We start from the raw sequence: 20,356 nt of genomic DNA on the forward strand, positions 1-20,356 counted from the left end.
GGCTGACGGTCAAGATGCTTAATAAAAAGGAAAGTTTTTGTCCGGAACTGGTACTGGCAAGCCACAATGGGCAAACAGTCCCCAGCTTTTTCGCGGCCCGCTCTTGCTCAGAATCGGGCGCGTGGCCGACATGCTGCGCATGAGTTTCGGGGTCGATCTGGGGGTGAATGAGCGCGGGGAGAGCGTAGGGCTCGACCTCGCCGAACTGCTCGCGACTCGTCTGCTCGTCCAGGGCAATTCGGGCTCAGGCAAATCGCACCTGCTGCGCCGGCTGCTGGAAGGCAGCGCCGGCACCGTCCAGCAAGTGGTGATCGATCCCGAAGGCGATTTCGTCACTTTGTCCGACGCGTTCGGGCACAGGGTGATCGACGCCGCCTCCTATTCATTGGGCGAGGTCGCGACGATCGCCGCGCGCATCCGCGAGCACCGCGCCTCGGCGGTGCTCAGCCTCGAAGGGCTCGAGATCGACGACCAGATGCGCTGCGCCGCCGCCTTCCTGAACACGCTGTTCGAGGTGCCGCGCGAGCACTGGTTTCCGGCGCTGGTGGTGGTCGACGAGGCCCAGCTCTTCGCACCTGCCGCCGCGGGCGAAGTCGCGGACGATGCGCGCAAGGCGTCGCTCAGCGCCATGACCAACCTGATGTGCCGCGGCCGCAAGCGCGGCCTTGCCGGCGTGATCGCGACGCAGCGCCTCGCCAAGCTCGCCAAGAACGTCGCGGCCGAAGCGTCCAACTTCCTGATGGGCCGCACCTTCCTCGACATCGACATGCTGCGCGCAGCCGACCTGCTCGGCATGGAACGGCGCCAGGCCGAAGCGATCCGCGACCTTGAGCGCGGCCAATTCCTAGGGCTCGGGCCCGCAATCGCCCGCCGCCCGGTGCTGGTGCGGGTCGGCTCGGTCAAGACCGGGGCCAACAACGCGATGCCCGTGCTGCTGCCGCTGCCGGGTGCGGAAGGCGCCCAGCCCGATCTTCTCGCGAATCTCGAACCTGCCCCTGCCCCCATCCGCCCATCCCGAGCGAAGTCGAGGGACGCACTGGCTTTGGGAATGGAAGGGGAGGAAGTGCGTGTCTCGACTTCGCTCGACATGGACGGTTTGTTGAAGACCGTCGAGGCGCCGCCGTCCGTTCCCGAGCTGCCGTCGCTCGACGACAGCGAACGAGCGACGCGGATGCAGAGCATCCTGTCCGGCCTCGCGCGCGGCTTCGACGGCCAGCCCGCACCCGCGCTCTATCAGGAATTCACCGTCGGCTGCCGCATGGCCGGGATCGCGCCGGTGCCCGGCCTCGCCGATTTCCGCCGCCTGTTCGCGATGGCGCTGGCCGGCCTCGACGAGTCCGAGACCTGGGCGGAAGCGCTGTCGCTCGGCGCCGCGCTCCCTGAGGAAATGCTGGCGCCGTTCCTCCGCATCGCCCACGCCGCCCGCGAAGCCGCGCCCGGTCCCGACGACGCCGAACTCGCCCGCATCTACGGCACCGCCTCGCTCGGCCGCGTCAAGCGCATGCTCGGCCATATGGAGGAGCGCGGCGTGATCGTGATCCGCACCGACCTCGCCGGCGGCCGGTCGATCGCGCTGCCGCATCTCGGCTGGACGACCGCGGTGACGGAAGCGGGGCGGGCCGCTTAGGGTCCTGTCCCACACCGCTTGGCCTCTCTCTCGGTTTGGGCTGAGCTTGTCGAAGCCCTCCCTTGTTCTTTCCTGAGGCCAGCGAAAAGGGGAAAGGGAAGCCTTCGACAAGCTCAGGCCAAACCGGTTTTTGGGAGAGCAACCGTGAACAAAGTCACCATCGCCGCCCTGCAGATCGGCGCGCATCCCGACGGCAAAGCCGCCACTCTCGATGCAATCCTCGCCCACGAAACCGCGATCGAGGCTTCGCAAGCCGCCGTCGTCGTGATGCCCGAAGCCCTGCTGGGCGGTTACCCGAAGGGATCGGATTTCGGGACGCGCCTCGGCTATCGCATGCCCGAGGGGCGCGACGCCTTTGCCGCCTATCACGCCAACGCCGTCGATCTCGACGGCCCGGAGGTCCAAGCGCTTACCGGCCTCAGCCGCCGCAGCGGCGCGACCCTGGTGCTCGGCGTGATCGAGCGCGCCGGGGCCACGCTCTATTGCACCGCGCTGTTCATCGATCCCGAGCAGGGCCTTGTCGCCAAACACCGCAAGCTGATGCCGACCGGCACCGAGCGGCTGATCTGGGGCCAGGGCGACGGCTCCACCATGCCCGTCCTGCCAAGCCGTGCCGGCAAGCTGGGCGCGGCGATCTGCTGGGAAAACCACATGCCGCTGTTCCGCACCGCCATGTACGCGAAGGGCGTCGAGCTCTGGTGCGCCCCTACGGTGGACGACCGCGCCATCTGGGGCTCGACGATGCGCCACATCGCCCATGAGGGCCGCTGCTTCGTGGTGAGCGCCTGCCAGGTCCAGCCTTCCCCCGCCGCGCTCGGCCGGACGGTCGACGGCTGGGCCGACGACCGCCCGTTGATCCGCGGCGGCAGCATGATCGTCGGGCCGTTGGGAGACGTCCTCGCCGGCCCATTGGAGCACGAAACCGGTCTCGTCACCGCCGAGATCAATACCGGCGAACTGATCCGCGCCCGCTACGATTTCGATCCCATCGGCCATTATTCGCGTCCCGACATCTTCCGCCTGTCGGTCGACGAGTCGCCCCGCCCTGGCGTCGCCTTCGAGGCCTTCAACCGCGCGTGACGATCGCGTGGCGGGCGCGCAGCTCGTCTGCGACTTGCTCGACCGCGCCATTCTCGCCGGCACTGCCGGACGGGTTGACCGCCCAGTTGCAGTGCGGATGCGTGTCGCGGCTATAGAGTTTCACGTCGCCGATCACGATCCGCCACCGCCGCCGGTTGCCGCCGAAGCGCTTGGTCAGATGGGTCAGGAACAGGTCGCGCAGATCGGATGCGGTCATGAACGCCGCAGCCGTTCCGACGCGGTCAGATAATCCTCCGCCGCCCGCTTCAGCTCCGGATGCTTCGGAAACGCGTCGGCGGGAAACGGCGCGAAGCCCAGCGCGTCCATCAGCGCCCACAGCCCGAACTTCCGCCCCGGCCCCTGTTCTTTCCCAAAGTCGATTGCCAGCGCTTCGCGCCCTCGCTCCAGCGCCTCGGCTGATAGCGTCTCCGGGTCGTCGGTCTGGAAATAATGGTTGAGCAGTGCGTCGAGGTCCATGCGACTGCCGCACCCGATTGCGACCTGCCCGTCAAGAGCATCTGCAGCTGCCCCGCAACCACACTCACGTAATCAATAACTCAAGTTATTCGTTTCGGCCCCGTAGCTTTCACGCAGCTTACAGCATTGACAGTAATAGCGGCCAACTGTCCCATCCCGAGAAACTGCAGGGTCGATTCTATACTATCGGGTGCGGCATCAGTCGTTTACCATAAGCGAATCGTCCAGGGGGGATCGACCATGTCTGTTGTGTCTTTGTCGAGCCGGCAATTGCTTCGTGTTCTCGGAACGTCGGCGCCGTTCGCACTGCTTGCTTGCCTCGCCACGCCGGCCAGCGCGCAAGACATCACCGGGGTATCTGTCACCAATCTATACGGAACCCGGATCGGCGACACGTCGGGCCCAACGCTGGCGCCCGGCGGCTCCACCGCAACGGTATACAAGCTCGACGACCCCACCGGCGCGATCGGCGTCAACTATACGGCCGTCGCCGACACCAAGAGCTTCTTCTTTCTGCACGACAATTATTGCGTCGGTTATTGCGGGACGGCGAGCAAGACCACGATCGCCTTCACGATTTCGAACCCGACCGACGCGCCCGTCGATCTGCGCTTCGATTCGCTGATCACGCCGGGGCACATGGCAGCCATCTTCGGCAGTTCCAACATCAGCGCATCGTTCACGTTCAACGTGCGGCAGATCACCGGTGAAGTAACGCGGCAGCTCTACAATGCGAGCGGCAACGTCAGTTCCGAGGGGATTTTCCTGGATTCCGGCGGCCTCCACTATAACGGCTTGAACTCGCAATCGGACTCCGACGGCCGGTGGGAGACGCTCGACTGGGGAGCGACCACGCTCGCCCTCCCGCTCAGCACGATCGGGGCCTTTTCCTCGACGACCCTGATCTACGAAGCCACTTACCAGAGCCAGGTCACGGACTTCTGCGACAGCGTCTATCAATGCGCCGGTGCGCAAGTCGTGTTCGGCGACCCGCGCAACGATGGCGGCGTGACGAACATCGCGGGCGGCGGGGATCTTGCCGCTCTCGCCCTCAACGACCCCACGGGGCGGCCGATCATCGGCGGCACCTTCGATCCGACGACGATCACGTATCGGGTCGTGCCGGTTGGCACCGACCTCCCGCCCGATCCGGACCCGTTCAAGCCGATCACCTATGGCGGTCCGTTCTTCGTGCCCAACACCAACGCCGTTCCCGAACCGGCGACCTGGGCAATGATGATCGGCGGTTTCGGCCTTCTGGGCGCAACCACGCGCCGGCGCCGTCGGCTGGCGATCGCCTGAACGTGTGCACATAGGCGAGAGCCGGCCGTCGCGGCTCGCTCTCGCCAAATCGCGGTCGCCGCTGTAGGGCGCCACGCGATGGATTCCCGACCGACCAACCGCCCCGACCGGCGGACCTTTGCGATCATTTCTCACCCCGACGCCGGCAAGACCACCTTGACGGAAAAGCTGCTGCTGTTCGGCGGCGCGATCCATGCGGCGGGCGAAGTGAAGGCCCGCGGCCAGGCGCGGCGCGCCCGCTCCGACTGGATGAAGATCGAACAGCAGCGCGGGATCTCGGTCACGTCCTCGGTGATGACGTTCGAGCGCGACGGCCTCACGTTCAACCTGCTCGACACGCCAGGCCACGAGGATTTCAGCGAGGACACATACCGCACGCTAACCGCCGTCGATTCCGCCGTCATGGTGATCGACGCCGCGCGCGGTATCGAGGCGCAGACGCGCAAGCTGTTCGAGGTCTGCCGCCTCCGCTCCGTCCCGATCATAACCTTCGTCAACAAGGTCGATCGCGAAGGTCGGCATCCGTTCGACCTGCTCGACGAGGTTGCATCCGATCTGGCGCTCGATGTCAGCCCGATGAACTGGCCCGTCGGCATGGGCGGCACGTTCGAAGGTCTCTACAATCTGGAGACCAAGGCGCTCACCAGCACCGATGGGAAGACCGCGCCCGCCGACCTTTCCGGGCACGAGACCGTGGGCGAAGAGCTCGAACTGATCGACGCCGGCTATCCGGCGTTCGACGAGGTCGCCTATCGCCACGGCGATCTGACACCGGTCTATTTCGGCTCCGCGCTCAAGGATTTCGGCGTCACCGATCTGATCGACGCGCTTGCCCGCTTCGCTCCCAGCCCGCGCCCGCAACCGGCCGAGCCGGAAGCCGTGTCGCCGGACGATCCCGCCGTCACCGGCTTCATCTTCAAGGTGCAGGCGAACATGAACCCGATGCACCGCGACCGCGTCGCGTTCATGCGGCTGTGCTCGGGCAAGTTCAAACGCGGGATGAAGCTCAACCAGGTCGGCACCGGCAAGGCGATCGCGGTGCATTCGCCGATCCTGTTCTTCGCGCAGAACCGCGAGACCGCCGAGGAAGCCTGGCCCGGCGACATCATCGGTATCCCGAACCACGGTACGCTGCGCGTCGGCGACACTCTCACCGACGGGCCGCCGAAGACGATCACCGGCCTGCCGAACTTCGCGCCGGAAATCCTGCGCCGCATCGCGCTCAAGGACCCGACCAAGACCAAGCAGCTCAGGAAGGCGCTCGACGACCTCGCCGAGGAAGGCATCATCCAGGTCTTCTACCCGGAAGTCGGCAGCGCCTGGGTGGTCGGCGTGGTCGGCCAGCTCCAGCTCGAAGTGCTGATCTCCAGGCTCGAAGCCGAGTATAAGGTGGACGCGAAGCTCGAGCCTTCGCCCTGGGACACGGCTCGCTGGCTCGCCGGCGACGCCAAAGACCTCGACGCCTTTGCGACCATCCATCGCGGCGCCTTGGCGCGCGACCGCGACGGCGCGCTTGTCTTCATGGCGAAAGACGCGTGGGAGCTGAACTACGTCAAGGAACGCAACTCGGCGCTGCGCTTCTCGGCAACGAAGGAGCGTGCCTAGCCCGCCCGTTTCACACCTGCTAAGCGGTTGAACGGAAGGGCATTGGGGGGAGCATGACTCGGGTCACCGCGGATCGCATGTTGTGGCAAAGCGCGCCGCCGCTGCGGTCTGCGACGCTGCTGATCCTCGGCGCCAACCTGTTTACGCTGGCGGTCTTCACCGTTCAGGGCTTCTTCCGCGGCCCGGCCGATCTCTACGAAGCGCTTCGCCTCGGCCTGCCGATGATGATCGTCGACGGCGCGCTCGACTTCCTCGTCTATGTCGCCTTGCGCGTCACCGAGCGCGTGCCGCCCACCCTGCGCTGGACCGCCTTCGTGCTGTCCGTGCTCGGGGTGGCGATGCTGCAATCCTTTTGGGACACCGAGTTGCGGCAGATGACGGGCGTTCTCGTCTATCCCTATCGCGCGGCGTTCATCCGCGCCGCGACGCTCAACACCTACAACACGGCGATGGTGGGGGCGCTGCTGGCCTTTCAGGGCGCCTATTACGCGCTGCGCCGGAACGAGCGCCTGCTCGACCAGGCCCGGCAGCGTGAGCGCGAGGCTCAGATGCTGGCGCTCCGCTTCCAGCTCAACCCGCATTTCTTGTTCAACACGCTGAACGCGATCTCCAGCCTCGTCGTGCTCCGCCGCACCGACGAAGCGGAATCGATGATCGACCGCCTCTCCTCGTTCCTGCGCGGCAGCCTCGCCGCCGATCCCGATCGCATGGTCGCGGTCGAGGACGAGTTCGAGATGCTCGACAATTATCTGGAGATCGAAAGCGTCCGCTTCGGCGAGCGGCTGGTCAGCACGGTCGAGCTTCCCCCTGAGCTGGCGCGCGCGCAGGTGCCGCCGTTCCTGCTCCAGCCTCTGGTCGAGAATGCCGTTAAATACGCCGTCGCGCCGTCGCGCAGCCCGGTGACGATCGCCATCGCCGCGCGCCAGCAGGGCGGCCTGCTCGAGCTCGAAGTCTGCGACAGCGGCAGCGACGCGATGGCCGTCGCGTCGGGCACCGGCGTCGGCCTCGCCAATGTCCGTGAGCGGCTGCGCCTGAACTATGGCGACGAAGGCACGATGCAGCTGAGCCGGCCGGAGAGCGGCGGCTTCCGCGTCACCCTCACCATGCCGCTGCGCATCGCCGCGACCCCGGCCAAGGCGCCCCCGCTCGCCGCATAAAAAAAGGCCCGACCGGTTTTGAGGCCGGCCGGGCCCTGAGGGTAAGCATTCTTTCGAATGCCTCGGGTCGCATGTTTTCGTTGCGTCAGAATCGGTTTTCGCGAAACATTGCGTCGACGAAAACGCAGGCAGGTGCGACGGGATTGCAAGGCGCCCAAGCCCTGCTTAGGCATCGCCCTCGATGAAACTGCTCACCACCGCGGCGTTCGCCGCTCTCGCCGCGGCGCTCGCCGCCGCTCCCGTCTCGGCCGAAATGCAGCGCTACAGCGTGATCTTCGGCGGCAAGAATGTCGGCCACCTCAACGCCGACGTTCAGGGCGACAAGGTCGGCATCGATTACGACTTCAAGAACAACGGCCGCGGACCGACGATGAAGGAAGCGATCAGCCTCGACGCGAACGGCCTGCCGACCGCCTGGGACGTGACCGGCGCCACCACCTTCGGCTCCAAGGTCGAGGAGCATTTCGCCAAGACGGGCGCGAAAGCGACCTGGACCGATTCGACCGGCAAGGGCAGCGCCGTCACCAAGGAGCGCGCCGTCTATGTCGCGCAAAGCGGCAGCCCCTGGTCGACCGGCCTCTATGCCCGCGCGATCATGAAGGCGGGCGGCACGACGATCCCCGCGCTTCCCGGCGGCGTCCTCCGGCTGACCAAGGGCGAAGCGCTCAGCGTCACCGGCCCCGGCGGCCCGCTGCAAGTCACGCGCTACGATCTCGGCGGCATCGACACCTCTCCCGACACTGTGCTGCTCGACGCGCAAGGCCAGCTCTTCGCCTCGGTCTCGCCCGGCTTCGTCATTGTCCGCGCCGGCTATGAGGCCGAGGCGGAGCGACTGAAGACGCTCGCTGCGCAATGGTCGACCGACCGCTTCGTCGACATCCAGAAGCGCGTCGCCCATCGCTACGGCGCGCCCGTCCGCATTCGCAACGTCCGCCTGTTCGATCCCAAGGCGCAGGCGCTGACCGGCCCGGTCTCGGTCCTTGTCAGCGGCAACACCATCGCCGGCATCGAGCCGCTCGACGAGCCGGCGACCAAGGGCGAAGTCGTGATCGACGGCGCCGGCGGCACGCTCGTCCCGGGCATGTACGAAATGCACGCGCACACCAGCCAGGACGGCGCGCTCCTCAACCTGATCGCCGGCATCACGACGATGCGCGACATGGGCAACGACAATGCCGTGCTCGCCCGGCTGATCGACCGCATCGACACCGGCGTGATCGCCGGCCCGCGCATCGTCCGCGCCGGCTTCGTCGAGGGCAAGAGCCCGTACAGCGCCAACAACGGCATCCTGGTGAACAGCGAGGCCGAAGCGGTCGACGCCGTCCGCTGGTACGCCGCGCGCAATTACTGGTCGATCAAGTCGTACAACAGCATGAACCCCGCCTGGATTCCGGCGATGGTCAAGGAAGCGCATCGCCTCGGCCTAAAGGTCCAGGGCCATGTCCCTGCCTTCGCCACGGCCGACCAGATGGTCGAGGACGGCTTCGACGAGCTGACCCACATCAATCAGTTCATGCTGCAATGGGTGATCCAGCCGACCGAGGACACGCGCACGCTGTTCCGGCTGACCGCGCTCAAGCGCCTGCCTGCGCTCGACCTCAGCAGCCCCCGCGTCCAGCACTCGATCGACCTGGTCGCCAGCCGCCACATCCCGATGGACGTGACATTGGGCATCCACGAAAACCTGCTGCTCAATCGCGACGGCCAGGTACCGCGCGGCGCGGTCGATTACATCACGCACATGCCGATCGGCAGCCAGCGCGGGCTGAAGCAGGCATGGATCGACACCTCCGCTCCGGGCGACGACGCCGCCTATCGCGGCGCCTATGACAAGATCGTGCAGACGATCCGCATGCTGAACGACAAGGGCGTGATGATCGTCCCCGGCACCGACACCGGCGGCAGCTTCACCTATCACCGCGAGCTGGAGCTGTATCAGACGGTCGGCATGACTGCGCCGCAGATCCTGAAGCGCGCGACCTGGGACATGGCGCATTATCTGGGCCAGGATCAGCGCCTCGGCTCGATCGAGAAAGGCAAGCTCGCCGACTTCTTCCTCGTCCCCGGCGACCCGACCAAGGATTTGAAGGCGATCAAGACCATCGCGATGGTGGTGAAGGACGGCGCCGTCTATTTCCCGGCGGAGGTGTACCCTGAGTTCGGCATCCAGCCCTTCGCCCCCGCGCCGAAGGTGACGCCGGCGGGCGGTGCGGCGGACTGATGGCGCGCATCTGGCACGAAGCGGACATCGATCTCGCCGAGCTGACCAAGCTTGGCGCGAACGCCCTGCCCGGCCTGATCGGCATCGAGTTTATCGAGATCGGCGACGACTGGCTGAAAGCGCGGATGCCCGTCGACCGCCGCACCCACCAGCCGCACGGCCGCCTTCACGGCGGCGCGTCGGTCGCGCTCGCCGAAACCGTCGCCTCGATCGCCGCCACGCTTGCGGTCGATCGCAGCGTCAGCACGGCGGTCGGCATGGAAATCAACGCCAACCATATCCGCCCGGCGAAGGACGGCTGGGTCTATGGCACGGCCAGGGCGGAAAGCATCGGCCGCACCTCGCAGGTCTGGACCATCCGTATCACCGACGAGCAGGACCGCCTCGTGTGCCTGTCGCGGATGACGGCGGCGGTGATCCCGGTGCAGCGCGCCTGAGCGTTCAGGCGCGAGAAGCCTTCGCAAAGCGGCGGTCCGCCTCGTCCCAGCGGATCGCCTTCATATAGGCTTCGACATAGTCGCCGGCCTTCGCGCCGTAATCCATCGCATAGGCATGCTCGTACATGTCGAGCGCCAGCAGCGGCGTCGATCCGGCCAGCGTCATCGTGTGGTCGGCCGCCCATTGGTTGGTCAGCCGCCCGTCATGGTCGCTCCAGGTCAGCAGCACCCAGCCCGAGCCGCCGCCGAGCGCCTTGCCCATGCCGATGAACTCGGCGCGCCACCGGTCATGGCTGCCGAAGTCCCGCTCCAGCGCCGCCGACAGCGCCGCGCCCGGACGCGTCGGCGCACCCAGACCGGCGAAGTAGATTTCGTGCAGGATCATCGAGTTCCACGCGATCAGCTCCTCGCGCTTCAGCCCGTTGATCTGGAACCCGGGCGCGGTCGCCGGATCGAGCTTTCCCCACTCGCCCTGGATCGCGCCCAGCCGCTTCACCGCGCCGGCATAATTATTGTCATGGTGGCTGGTCAGCAGCTTGGGAGACAGGCCCGGCACTGAGGCGGGATCGAATGGCAGCGGTTTGGGCGCGAAGCCAGCGGCCGGCTTCTGCGCCAACACGGGGGCGGCGGCGGCCGCTGCTCCGGCGGCAAGGCTCGCGTTCAACAGGGTCCGTCGGTCAAGCTCAGCCATGGGAACGCTCCTTTCAGATGGGCAGGCCGAACCGCGGCCCGATCCAGTTCATAAGCCCGTACAGAATGACGGTCAGCGCGCAGCCGAGCAGCAGCGCCATCCAGAAGCCCATACCGCCTCTCAGCAGCGCCGGGATCAGCAGGAACATCGGCAGAGAGGGCAGCACGTACCAGAAGGTCGCCTGCGCGTGCGCCGCCATGTTGGCGGCGTCGGGCTTGTCCTTCCACAGCCACATCATGCCCAGCACGGAAACGAGCGGCAGCGACGCGATCAACGCTCCGAAACCGGGATAACGCTTCGCCATTTCCGAAGCGGCGGCGATCAGCACGCCCGAAATCGCGGCCTTCAGAACCAGATACCACATGCCCGCTCCCCTGCGCCCGGGCGCGGCGATCGGCAAGCCCGGTCAGGCAGTGGCGGCGCTCGCTCGGCATTGCCTGCCGCTCAGCTCAACGGGATTAAGCTCAGGATCAATCCTGCCACGCCGCATCCCGCGAGAAGCGGCAGCACTCCCACCTTGAATCGAAAGGCCGCGATTAGGGCGACGATCGACAGCAGCACCGCGCGCCAGTCGAGGCTGGCCAACACCGGCACGCGCAAGGCGAGCGGGCCCGGATCGAGGCGCGCGAACCAGTAATGCAGCACGAACCAGACCGCGAGGTTCAGCACCACGCCGACCACGGCCGCCGTGATCGCCGAAAGCGCGGCCGAGAGCGCGCGGTTCCGGCGCAGGCGCTCCACATAGGGCGCGCCGGCGAAAATCCAGATGAAGCAGGGCAGGAACGTCACCCAGGTCGTGAGCAGCCCGCCCAGCGTTCCTGCGAGCAGCGGGTCGAGGCCGCCGGCGTGGCGATAGGCGCCGAGAAAGCCCACGAACTGCGTCACCATGATGAGCGGCCCCGGCGTCGTTTCCGCTAGGCCGAGCCCGTCCAGCATTTCGTTCGGCTTGAGCCAGCCATAATGATCGACGCCGGCCTGGGCGACATAGGCGAGCACGGCATAGGCGCCGCCGAACGTGACGACCGCCATGCGCGAAAAGAACCAGCCGATGTCCGCAAATACGCCGTGCGGCAGCACGACGACGGTGCCGAGCCAAAGGACCAGCAGAAACGCCGCCATACCCAGGGTGCGGTGTCCCTTCGCATGATCCGGCATTTCCTCTCCCAGCGCGCTCTGCTCATCGGGCAATCCGTCCTTCGCAGGTCCGTGGCCACCGCTGGCAAAGGCCCGGCTGCCCGCCCGCGCAGCGCCAAATCCGATCAGGCCCGCGGCAAGCACCACGAGCGGGAACGGCGCGCCGAATACGAACAGGGCAATGAAAGCCGCGCAGGCGAGCAGCCGCTGGGGAGCGGTCTTGAGCGCCCGCGATCCGATCCGCACCACGGCCTGGAAGACGATCGCGACGACGGCCGCTTTAAGCCCGAAGAACAGCCCCGCCACAGGCCCGGCGCCCGCGTAGAGCACATAGATCCAGCTCAACGCCATGATCGCGAGCGCGCCCGGCAGGACGAACAATATCCCGGCGACCAGCCCGCCTTTCACGCGGTGCAGCAGCCAGCCGATATAGATGGCGAGCTGCTGCGCTTCCGGGCCCGGCAGCAGCATGCAGAAATTGAGCGCGTGGAGGAATCGCTCCTCGCCGATCCAGCGCTTCTCGTCGACCAGCACCCGGTGCATCAGCGCGATCTGCCCGGCCGGCCCGCCAAAGCTCAGCAGCGCGATCCGCGCCCAGACGCCCAGCGCCTCCCGAAACGTGATCCCGTGCGTCTCCGCTCCGCTCACTTGGCCCCCCTTTTGATCCGAGCCGCCAAAGCTAACGGCCGCGCGGGAGCAGACACGCCAGCTTTTCTATGCCGCCGCCAACCTGGCCTGCCCCCTGTCCTACCGCCCCCGATCTCTGCTAGCCCCTGCCCATGCTGGGCGCGCATTCATCACGCGCTCATCGGTATGTCATAAGGGCGATATTCATGAATTTTCACACGATCCTCGCGGCTTCGCTGATGGCCGCAACCGCTCCCGCCGCGCTTGCCGCGCCGGTCGCTTCCGCGGCTCAGGCCGCCAATCCGCTGCTCGCCAAATGGGCCGGCCCCTATGGTGGTGTGCCGGCGTTCGACACGGTGCAGATCGCCCAATTCAAGCCTGCGCTGGAAGCGGCGATGGCCGAGAACCTGCGCGAAATCGACGTGATCGCCAACAATCCCGCGCCGCCGACTTTCGCCAACACCTTCGTGCCGCTGGAACAGTCCGGGCGCACGCTCAATCGCGTCTATACCTATTTCGGCATCTGGTCGTCGAACCTCTCGACGCCGGAATTCCAGAAGGTCGAGGAAGAGATGTCGCCGAAGCTGTCGGCGCATCAGGACAAGATCGTCCAGAACGAGAAGCTCTTCCGCCGCATCGACGCGATCTACAACTCGCCCGAAAAGGCGAAGTTGACGCCGGAGCAGCAGCGGCTGGTCTGGGTCTATTGGAACAACTTCACGCAGCAGGGCGCGAAACTCTCGGCCGCCGACAAGGCGCAGCTCAGCCAAGTCAACCAGCAGCTCGCCGGGCTCTACACCAAGTTCTCGCAGAACCAGCTCTGGGACGAAGAGCATGACGCGCTGGTGCTCGACAGCCAGGCCCAGCTCGCCGGCCTCAGCCCCGCTCAGATCGCCTCGGCGGCGCAGGAAGGCGAGCGGCGCGGCATGAAGGGCAAATGGGTGATCGCCAACACCCGCTCGGCGATGGAGCCCTTCCTCACCAACGCGACCGATCGCGGGCTGCGCCAGAAGGCGTTCGAGATCTGGACCAGCCGCGGCGATCATCCGGGCGAACACGACAACAACCCGGTCGTGACGCAAGTCCTGCAGCTCCGTGCGCAGAAGGCGAAGCTGCTCGGCTATCCGACCTATGCGCACTGGCACCTCGCCGACACGATGGCGAAGACGCCGGACAATGCGATAAACCTGATGATGGCGGCGTGGAAGCCGGCGATCGCGCAGGTCAAGACCGACGTCGCCGACATGCAGGCGATCGCCGCCAAGGATGGCGGCTTCAAGATCGCACCCTGGGATTACCGCTTCTACGCCGAGAAGCTCAGGAAGGCGAAATACGACCTCGATATGAACGAGGTGAAGCCGTACCTGCAGCTCGATCACGTCCGGGATGCGATGTTCTGGGCGGCGGGCCAGCTCTACGGCTTCACTTTCACTCCGGTGAAGGGCCTGCCGGTCTTCAACCCGGACATGACCGTCTATGAAGTGAAAGGCCGCGACGGCAAGCATGTCGGCCTATGGTATTTCGATCCCTATGCGCGGCCGGGCAAAAGCTCCGGCGCGTGGATGAACGAGTACCGCACCCAGTCGAACTTCGACGGGCCAATCGCGACGATCGTCTCCAACAATGCGAATTTCGTGAAGGCGCAGCCCGGCGAGCCGGTGACGATCTCCTTCATCGACGCCGAGACCATGTTCCACGAATTCGGTCACGCGCTGCACGGGCTGAACTCGGCGGTGCATTATCCGTCGCTCGCCGGCACCAGCACTGCGCGCGACTTCGTCGAGTTCCCGTCGCAGTTCAACGAGCATTTCCTGACCACGCCAGAGGTCATGAAGTTCCTGGTGAACGCAAAGGGCGAGCGCATCCCGCAGGCGCTGGTCGACAAGATCAAGGCGGCGCAGACCTTCAACCAGGCGTTCAGCGTGGTCGAGGCGCAGGCCAGCGCGATCGTCGACATGAAGATGCACCTGGCCGGCGCCACGCCGGTCGAGCCGCACGCGTTCGAAAAAGCGACGCTTGCCGAACTGGGTATGCCGTCCGAAATCGTGATGCGGCACCGCATCCCGCAGTTCGGCCACGTCTTCTCGGGCGAAGGCTATGCGGCGGGCTATTACGGCTATCTCTGGGCAGAAGTGCTGGATCAGGACGCCTATCAGGCGTTCGTGGAGGCAGGCAGCCCGTGGGACGCGGCGACCGCCAAGCGCTTCCACGACATGATCCTGTCGGTCGGCAACACCGTCAATCCGGCGGCTGCCTATCGCAACTTCCGCGGCCGCGACCCCAAGGTCGACGCCTGGCTGAAGGACAAGGGCTTCCCCGTCCCTGCCGCTACGGCCGCGAGCAACTGAAAAGAAAGGGCGGAGCCGTGAAGCTCCGCCCTTCCCGGTTTAGAACCGCAGGCGCGCTCCGACGGCGAATCGGCGGCCGAGCGTGTCGTAGGTTGAGGGGTAGGTGTTGCCGCTGTTGAAGCTGGTCGACCCGATATTCTGGGCCGTGTTCGGCGGCTTCTTGTCGAACAGGTTCGCGACCGTGACGGTGAGCGTCAGGTTGTCGCCGACGCCGATCCGCGTCGAGAGGTCGAAATAGTCGAACGCCGGGATATGGCGGAACCGCGGATCGACGATGCAGCCGCCCGGATCGGCGCCAAGCGGATCGGGGCAGTCGGCGGGGCTGGCGAGAGCCACCGCCAGATCGTCCTGGAACTGCTGACGCTCGAACGACACCGCGCTGACATGCCGCCACAACAGCGACAGGTCGACATTATCGAACGTGAGGGTCGAGCGCTGCGTCCAGGAGAATTCCGGCTGGATCGAGCCGATATCCGCCGCCGTTCCCGCCGGCGATCCGCAGCTGACGCTATAGAAGCCGACGCATTCGCGGTTCAATGAGGTGGGCGTTGCCTGGAACTTGGCCGACCGCGTCCAGTTGCCCGCGAAGTTGAGCGCCAGCTTCGCAAAGCCCAGATCGGTGTTGTAGTTCATGGTCAAATCGACGCCGTCCGTGCTGGCGCGGCCCAGATTGGAGAGAGCGCCGAACAGGCCCGGTGTGGTCGCCGCGTCGCCGCTTAGCGAGCCAGTGTTCGGATCGCGCCGGATCGAGGTACATGCCGGATTGCTTGCGCTCGCGGCCGACAGGTTGCCGAAGCAGGCATTGACGATGTCCTGCGAGGTCGGCGTCGTGATCGCCCCGGTCAGCTTGATCTTGTAATAGTCGACGCTCAGCGAGAACCCAGGCAGCACCGATGGCTGAATGACAGCGCCGATCGTGTAGCTGTTCGACTTCTCCGGCTTGAGGTTCAGGTTGCCGCCGCCGGTGACGTTCACCTGTCCGGCCGCCGGCACGGGAATGTTGCCGATCGTGAACGCCGGCGCGCCTTGTGCCAAACAGACCGCGCGCAGGTTCGCGTTGTTCAGCGGCGCGACACCGGCGCACGGATCGACGCCGAGATTGGTCAGCACTGTGTTCAGCGGCGCGAACAGCTCGTTGATGTTGGGCGCACGAACCGCATGGGCATAGTTGCCGCGGATCTTGATATCGCGGATGGGAGTCCAGCTCCCGCCAACCTTCCAAGTTGTCGTGTTGAACTTGGGCGTGCCCGGCGCGTCAATCGTGTAGTGTGAGTAGCGGACGCCCGCTTCGAGCGTCAGGTCCTCGAAGAACGGCTTGTCCTGCACCAACGGCGCAAGAAGCTCGCCGAACGCTTCATACACGTCCAGCGCGCCCTTGGTCGGACGGATGGCGCCCCCCGCACCGCCGAGCTGCCCTGCCGTCTGAGCCAAGTTGTCGGGCTCGATCGACGATTTGTATTTCCGATACTCGCCGCCGGCCGCAAAGCTCACCGCGTCGTTGGCCCAGGGCAATGATGCGCCAAAGTCCCCGTTGACGACCGCCCTTGCCTGGGCGAGCGAGTTGGGGGCGTCGATGACGCTGGTGACGCCGCCGATGAACGCCGCCTGTGCAGGCGTGATGCTGCCTTGCTGGCCAAAGACGTTCAACGGCACGCAGCCGTTGCTGGTGTCGAGGCAGGTGTTCGGATTGGTGGCAAGCAACGCCTGGCGCACGCGCGACGTCAGCACGTAGTTCTGACGCACGCGGTGATTGGTGCTCTCGCCATAGCCGCCCGAAATATCCCAATGGATGCTCTCGGTGATGTCGCCGCGGAAGCCCAGGCGGTAGTCGAAGAAAGTCGTGGTGTAGATATCGTTGCGCGTGCCAACCTCGGTCGTGCGGCGGAACAGGCCCGTGGTGAATGTCCGGTAGTTGGGATCGGACGGGCTCGTCGCCGCCGCAGCCGCGGCGCACTGCGCAGGCGTCAGAGTCTGGACGCCGGCGACGCCGGGATTGAAGTCGTTGTTGGCGCAGAAAGTCGCGCGAGCCGCGGGTGTTAGATACGGATTGCTGACCGGGATCGTGACCGTCGACCCGAACACACCGGAAGGCGCCACGATCGTCGGCACCGTGGTTTTGGAAAAGATGCCGCGCGTATAGGCTTCGATGCCGTCCGTGATTTCGTAGCGGGCCGACCCGAACATGTTGAACCGCTTGAACGGCGTCTGGAAGAGGTTGAACGGATTGAAGTTGAACGACGAGAAGATCGGCACCAGCGCGCCGGCGGGGTTGATCTGCAGTCCCGCCGTCCCCGGCACGGTGAAGGTGGAGGGGATCGCGGTCGGGGAGCCGGCTGCGGTGGTGTCGAATTCGTTGTACGGACTGATCGCACTGCGCGAGATCGCCCGGCTGCCCTGATAGACAGGATCGGATTCCTGATAGCCGACGCTGAAAGTCGCATTACCGCGATTGTCATCGAAATTCGCGCCGATCGTCGCATCGACCCTGAACACGTTGCCGTCGCCGCGTTGGGTGATCTGCTCGCCGGCGTTGATCTCGAGGCCCGAAAAATCTTTCTTGGTGATGAAGTTGACCACGCCGGAGATCGCGTCCGCGCCATAGGTCGTCGAGGCGCCGCCGGTCAGCACCTCGGTGCGCTCGATCAGCGCCAGCGGCAAGACGTTCAGATCGGTCCGGCCGACCGTATCGGTTTGCACGACGCGGTTGCCGTCGAGAAGGATCAGGTTGCGGTTCGAGCCGAGGCCGCGCAGGCTGACGAACGATGCGCCGCCATTGCCGTTGTTCACGTTCGATCCGGTCGACGGCACAACGCCAGGGACGTCGCGCAGCAGCTGCTCGGCGACGTTGGTCTGGCGGAGCTCGACCTCTTCCGAAGTGGTCACATTGACCGGCGTCGAACGTTCCAGGTTCGGGTTGGTGATGAGCGAACCGGTGACGACGATCGTGCCTTCATCGGCCGGCGCGGCCTCGGCGGTCTGGGTGTCTTGGGCGTAGGCAGGCGCAGCGCAAAGCGCGGCGGTCGCGGCGCCGAGCGACAGCAGGGTGCGCAGCCGCGTCGTGGAAGCGATAGACATCGGAATTCCCCTTTTTCTCATTGCGAAATCGGGGGTAGCGGGGCGGCCTAGCGGAAAAAGAACCAGACCGGAGGGCCGAATGGGTCCAGTTGGTCGACGAGTTGGCCAAGCAGGGATGAAACTGATTAATTCTTCTGTTTCTCAGCAGTTTAGACGGAGACGGCCAATATAGCCGCCCGCCGATCGAGAGCCCGCAGGAACGGGAAATCTGGCACCATCACTGTTTTTGCAAGTGCTCTGTTGCCTCGGCGCAACACTGTACGTCAGGCTGCGGCGGAGCATCCCCCGACATTGCGCCGGACGCCGAAACCGGCACTGATCGCGAGCGCTCGCCGCCGTTCGGAATAGCTTGCCGCGACCATCGGATAGTCCTCGTCCAGGCCGAAACAGCGCCGGTAATCGGCAGGCGTCATACCATAGCGGGCGATGTGGCGGGTCAACGAACGATAAGGCCGGCCGTCGATCATCGAGAGGATATAGTCGTCGGAGGCGAGCGATTCTTCGAGCGATACGGCGGGGGGAAAACCGCCGTTCAAACCGCGCCGCGCCTGCTCGCGGGCAATCGACTGGAGAGCGCCGGGCGTCAAATATGCCGCGATGTAGATCAGCGACATCAACTCGCTCAAATCGGCCTCGCTCGGCGATTCCTTGGTCTCGGACTGGGCGAGCACGGTGAGGCAGGCGGCCGCCATCACCAGCGCGCTGGTCTCGCCGCCTCGGCCACAGGCGTGCTGGCGGAGCCGCGCCTGTATTACTGCGGCCAGCTTGGCACGAATGCGCGCATTGGCCTTTGGATGATTGAGCGCGGCGACCAGGCCGGGGACGGTCCAGAGTGAGCCGAAAGCCTCGATGAAGCGAGCGCTGTCACCCTTCAGCGCGGCGTCGAACGATTTCTCGAAGATTGGCAGCGCCAGGGCCCAGAGCGTCTCCACAGGATCGGCGTACAACCGGTAGAAGGTCGAGCGTGCAATATCGCAACCGTCCGCAATATCTGCGACTGAAATCTGCTGGAACGGATGCTCCGCGAGCAGCTCGAGAAAGCGGGCCTCGATCCGCGCCGCCGTGATCTGGGTGCGGCCGCTGCGGCCACGCTCGGGAAAAATGCGCTCGGACGCGTACATCAGCGTTGCTCCCTTGCACTGGACAGTTCGGATCGTATGACAGCGGCGAGGCGCGGCCCCTCGTCGAGGATCGCCTCGGGCGAAAGGCCGAGTCCGATCAGTAGATCGGCTCCTGCCTCTCCTTCGATCATGAAATCGTCGATCGCAGCACCGCCGAGCCGTTCGGCCGCGAGCCGGTCGGCAAGCGCGCGTGCGCGGCCCGCGCCGACATGGACTGCCAGATACGTCCCGGCCGTGTTGATGTGCTCACGATCCACCAGATCGCCCAGGCAGTCGATCAGGGCCTCGCGGCGTTCCTGATAAGCCTGGCGACGGCGGCGCAGATGGCGGGCAAAATGCCCGTCTCCGATGAACTCCCGCAGGGCAAGTTGTGAAGCGAGGCTCGCCCGACCTCCGGCGATCGCGTTTGCGGCGCGCAGTCTTTCGACCAGAGGCAGGGGCGCGACAAGGAACGCCACGCACAAGCCAGGGAAAAGGATGCGATTGAAGCTGCCGACCAGCAGCACGCGCTCGCCATTTTCCGCCGCGAGCGGAGGCGGAGGCGGTGCATCGAACCAGAGGTCCGCGTCGCGGTCATCCTCGATGATGCACCCGTTGGTAGCCCGCGCCCAACCGAGAAGTCTTGCGCGGCCCTCCCGATCCAATGCCTCGCCGCCGGGGAACCGCGTCGCACTGGCGACGCACGCCAGCCGCGCGGGTGGAAGCGCGTCCGTTCGGATCGGCTGCAGCCGCGCTCCCCGCGCAACCAGCGATTGCCGCACGGCGGGTCTCCCGGGATTTTCGACCAGCGCCGTGTCGCCCGGCCGCAACAACGTGCCGGCGATCAGGTCGATGGCGGCCGTGGCGGTGGGCACGACAACGATCTGATCCGGATGACAACGCATTCCGCGCGGGCCGCAGACCAGCCGGGCGATCGCTTCACGCAAGGCGGGATCGCCAGCAGCGTCAGTCGTGGCAAGCCGCTGCGGCTCGATCTCCGCCCAGGCGCGCGCCTGCAACTGTTTCCAGATTTGAGCCGGGAACAGATCGGCGGCCGGGCGCTGGAGCGCGAACGGCGGCAGGTCGGACGAGGCGCGCGCCTTGACGCCTGTCTCGGGCGCGGGCGTCGGCGCCTGGGCGGCGGACACGTAAACGCCCGAGCGGCTGCGCGATTCCGCCCAGCCGTCGGCAACCAGTTGCTCGACTGCCAAAATGGCGGTGTTGCGTGAGACCTTTAGATCGGCGGCAAGCGTGCGCGACGACGGCAGCCGCGTGCCCGCCGGCCATACACCATCCAGGATGAAGCCGCGCAGGCGCTTGTAAAGGCCCTGGTAGAGCCCGCCATGCGGCTCCGGCGCGAAATCGGCAGGCAGGAAGGCCGGCGCGCGAGAGCGCCCCTGCCCTTCCATATGCCGCATCGCCACAGAACCACCCACGACTGACTCCCCAAGCGTTCGGTTCCTGGGCGCGAATGT

General features: G+C 65.9%; 16 protein-coding genes. 8 read left to right on the forward strand and 8 right to left on the reverse strand.

What is annotated here, in order from left to right; genetic code table 11:
• Positions 1–139 precede the first annotated feature (139 nt).
• Positions 140–1,627, forward strand: a complete 1,488-nt coding sequence (locus ACFSCW_RS12305; protein WP_380890118.1) for a helicase HerA domain-containing protein — start codon at positions 140–142, stop codon at positions 1,625–1,627.
• A gap of 144 nt (positions 1,628–1,771) precedes the next feature.
• Positions 1,772–2,707, forward strand: a complete 936-nt coding sequence (locus ACFSCW_RS12310; protein ID WP_380889603.1) for a carbon-nitrogen hydrolase family protein — start codon at positions 1,772–1,774, stop codon at positions 2,705–2,707.
• Here ACFSCW_RS12310 and ACFSCW_RS12315 read toward each other — a convergent pair.
• The gene (locus ACFSCW_RS12315; protein WP_380889605.1) at positions 2,694–2,924 is read right to left on the reverse strand and encodes a hypothetical protein; all 231 of its coding nucleotides are present in this window, start codon (positions 2,922–2,924) and stop codon (positions 2,694–2,696) included. The genes ACFSCW_RS12310 and ACFSCW_RS12315 overlap by 14 nt on opposite strands.
• Entirely contained in the window at positions 2,921–3,184 is a 264-nt protein-coding gene (locus ACFSCW_RS12320) for a hypothetical protein (RefSeq protein WP_380889607.1), read from the reverse strand. Before ACFSCW_RS12320 ends, ACFSCW_RS12315 begins: the two co-directional genes overlap by 4 nt.
• 270 nt (positions 3,185–3,454) lie before the next feature.
• On the opposite strand from ACFSCW_RS12320, the gene ACFSCW_RS12325 reads away from it, so the two are divergent.
• The 5 genes from ACFSCW_RS12325 to ACFSCW_RS12345 all read left to right on the forward strand — a co-directional run bounded on the left by ACFSCW_RS12325 (position 3,455) and on the right by ACFSCW_RS12345 (position 9,906).
• Complete coding sequence (locus tag ACFSCW_RS12325; protein WP_380889609.1) at positions 3,455–4,486, forward strand: PEPxxWA-CTERM sorting domain-containing protein; 1,032 nt, start codon at positions 3,455–3,457, stop codon at positions 4,484–4,486.
• A gap of 78 nt (positions 4,487–4,564) precedes the next feature.
• Complete coding sequence (locus tag ACFSCW_RS12330; protein ID WP_380889611.1) at positions 4,565–6,091, forward strand: peptide chain release factor 3; 1,527 nt, start codon at positions 4,565–4,567, stop codon at positions 6,089–6,091.
• Positions 6,092–6,144: 53 nt separating this feature from the next.
• Positions 6,145–7,248 carry a sensor histidine kinase gene (locus ACFSCW_RS12335; protein ID WP_380889614.1) on the forward strand — a complete coding sequence of 368 codons (1,104 nt, stop codon included), beginning with the start codon at positions 6,145–6,147 and terminating at the stop codon, positions 7,246–7,248.
• Between the two features lie 181 nt (positions 7,249–7,429).
• Complete coding sequence (locus ACFSCW_RS12340; RefSeq protein ID WP_380889617.1) at positions 7,430–9,469, forward strand: amidohydrolase family protein; 2,040 nt, start codon at positions 7,430–7,432, stop codon at positions 9,467–9,469.
• Entirely contained in the window at positions 9,469–9,906 is a 438-nt protein-coding gene (locus tag ACFSCW_RS12345; RefSeq protein WP_380889619.1) for a hotdog fold thioesterase, read from the forward strand. The genes ACFSCW_RS12340 and ACFSCW_RS12345 overlap by 1 nt, the downstream gene beginning before the upstream one ends.
• A 4-nt stretch (positions 9,907–9,910) precedes the next feature.
• On the opposite strand, the gene ACFSCW_RS12350 is transcribed toward ACFSCW_RS12345, so the two are convergent.
• The 3 genes from ACFSCW_RS12350 to chrA all read right to left on the reverse strand — a co-directional run bounded on the left by ACFSCW_RS12350 (position 9,911) and on the right by chrA (position 12,379).
• Positions 9,911–10,597 carry a superoxide dismutase gene (locus ACFSCW_RS12350; RefSeq protein ID WP_380889622.1) on the reverse strand — a complete coding sequence of 229 codons (687 nt, stop codon included), beginning with the start codon at positions 10,595–10,597 and terminating at the stop codon, positions 9,911–9,913.
• A gap of 13 nt (positions 10,598–10,610) precedes the next feature.
• Positions 10,611–10,961, reverse strand: a complete 351-nt coding sequence (locus tag ACFSCW_RS12355) for a DUF3147 family protein (RefSeq protein ID WP_380889624.1) — start codon at positions 10,959–10,961, stop codon at positions 10,611–10,613.
• A gap of 80 nt (positions 10,962–11,041) precedes the next feature.
• The gene (gene chrA / locus ACFSCW_RS12360) at positions 11,042–12,379 is read right to left on the reverse strand and encodes a chromate efflux transporter (protein WP_380889626.1); all 1,338 of its coding nucleotides are present in this window, start codon (positions 12,377–12,379) and stop codon (positions 11,042–11,044) included.
• A 185-nt stretch (positions 12,380–12,564) separates the two neighbouring features.
• On the opposite strand from chrA, the gene ACFSCW_RS12365 reads away from it, so the two are divergent.
• Positions 12,565–14,706, forward strand: a complete 2,142-nt coding sequence (locus tag ACFSCW_RS12365; protein ID WP_380889628.1) for a M3 family metallopeptidase — start codon at positions 12,565–12,567, stop codon at positions 14,704–14,706.
• Between the two features lie 39 nt (positions 14,707–14,745).
• Here ACFSCW_RS12365 and ACFSCW_RS12370 read toward each other — a convergent pair whose 3' ends face one another.
• From ACFSCW_RS12370 to ACFSCW_RS12380, 3 genes are all read right to left on the reverse strand, one after another.
• A complete protein-coding gene (locus tag ACFSCW_RS12370; protein ID WP_380889631.1) occupies positions 14,746–17,781 on the reverse strand; it encodes a TonB-dependent receptor domain-containing protein in 3,036 nt (1,011 codons plus the stop codon).
• 263 nt (positions 17,782–18,044) lie between these two features.
• Entirely contained in the window at positions 18,045–18,902 is an 858-nt protein-coding gene (locus ACFSCW_RS12375; protein ID WP_380889634.1) for a MucR family transcriptional regulator, read from the reverse strand.
• The gene (locus tag ACFSCW_RS12380) at positions 18,902–20,317 is read right to left on the reverse strand and encodes an aminotransferase-like domain-containing protein (protein ID WP_380889637.1); all 1,416 of its coding nucleotides are present in this window, start codon (positions 20,315–20,317) and stop codon (positions 18,902–18,904) included. Before ACFSCW_RS12380 ends, ACFSCW_RS12375 begins: the two co-directional genes overlap by 1 nt.
• Between the last annotated feature and the right edge of the window lie 39 nt (positions 20,318–20,356).

It is taken from the genome of Sphingomonas tabacisoli (genome assembly GCF_042678385.1).
In the GTDB taxonomy this organism is placed as follows: Bacteria; Pseudomonadota; Alphaproteobacteria; order Sphingomonadales; family Sphingomonadaceae; genus Sphingomonas_B; species Sphingomonas_B tabacisoli.

Coding starts and splice junctions, on each gene's coding strand:
- ACFSCW_RS12350 (WP_380889622.1), bottom strand. CDS start 10,597: ATGGCTGAGCTTGACCGACGGACCCTGTTGAACGCGAGCCTTGCCGCC.
- ACFSCW_RS12355 (WP_380889624.1), bottom strand. CDS start 10,961: ATGTGGTATCTGGTTCTGAAGGCCGCGATTTCGGGCGTGCTGATCGCC.
- ACFSCW_RS12375 (WP_380889634.1), bottom strand. CDS start 18,902: ATGTACGCGTCCGAGCGCATTTTTCCCGAGCGTGGCCGCAGCGGCCGC.
- ACFSCW_RS12320 (WP_380889607.1), bottom strand. CDS start 3,184: ATGGACCTCGACGCACTGCTCAACCATTATTTCCAGACCGACGACCCG.
- ACFSCW_RS12370 (WP_380889631.1), bottom strand. CDS start 17,781: ATGTCTATCGCTTCCACGACGCGGCTGCGCACCCTGCTGTCGCTCGGC.
- ACFSCW_RS12335 (WP_380889614.1), top strand. CDS start 6,145: ATGACTCGGGTCACCGCGGATCGCATGTTGTGGCAAAGCGCGCCGCCG.
- ACFSCW_RS12330 (WP_380889611.1), top strand. CDS start 4,565: ATGGATTCCCGACCGACCAACCGCCCCGACCGGCGGACCTTTGCGATC.
- ACFSCW_RS12365 (WP_380889628.1), top strand. CDS start 12,565: ATGAATTTTCACACGATCCTCGCGGCTTCGCTGATGGCCGCAACCGCT.
- ACFSCW_RS12305 (WP_380890118.1), top strand. CDS start 140: ATGAGTTTCGGGGTCGATCTGGGGGTGAATGAGCGCGGGGAGAGCGTA.
- ACFSCW_RS12340 (WP_380889617.1), top strand. CDS start 7,430: ATGAAACTGCTCACCACCGCGGCGTTCGCCGCTCTCGCCGCGGCGCTC.
- ACFSCW_RS12345 (WP_380889619.1), top strand. CDS start 9,469: ATGGCGCGCATCTGGCACGAAGCGGACATCGATCTCGCCGAGCTGACC.
- ACFSCW_RS12315 (WP_380889605.1), bottom strand. CDS start 2,924: ATGACCGCATCCGATCTGCGCGACCTGTTCCTGACCCATCTGACCAAG.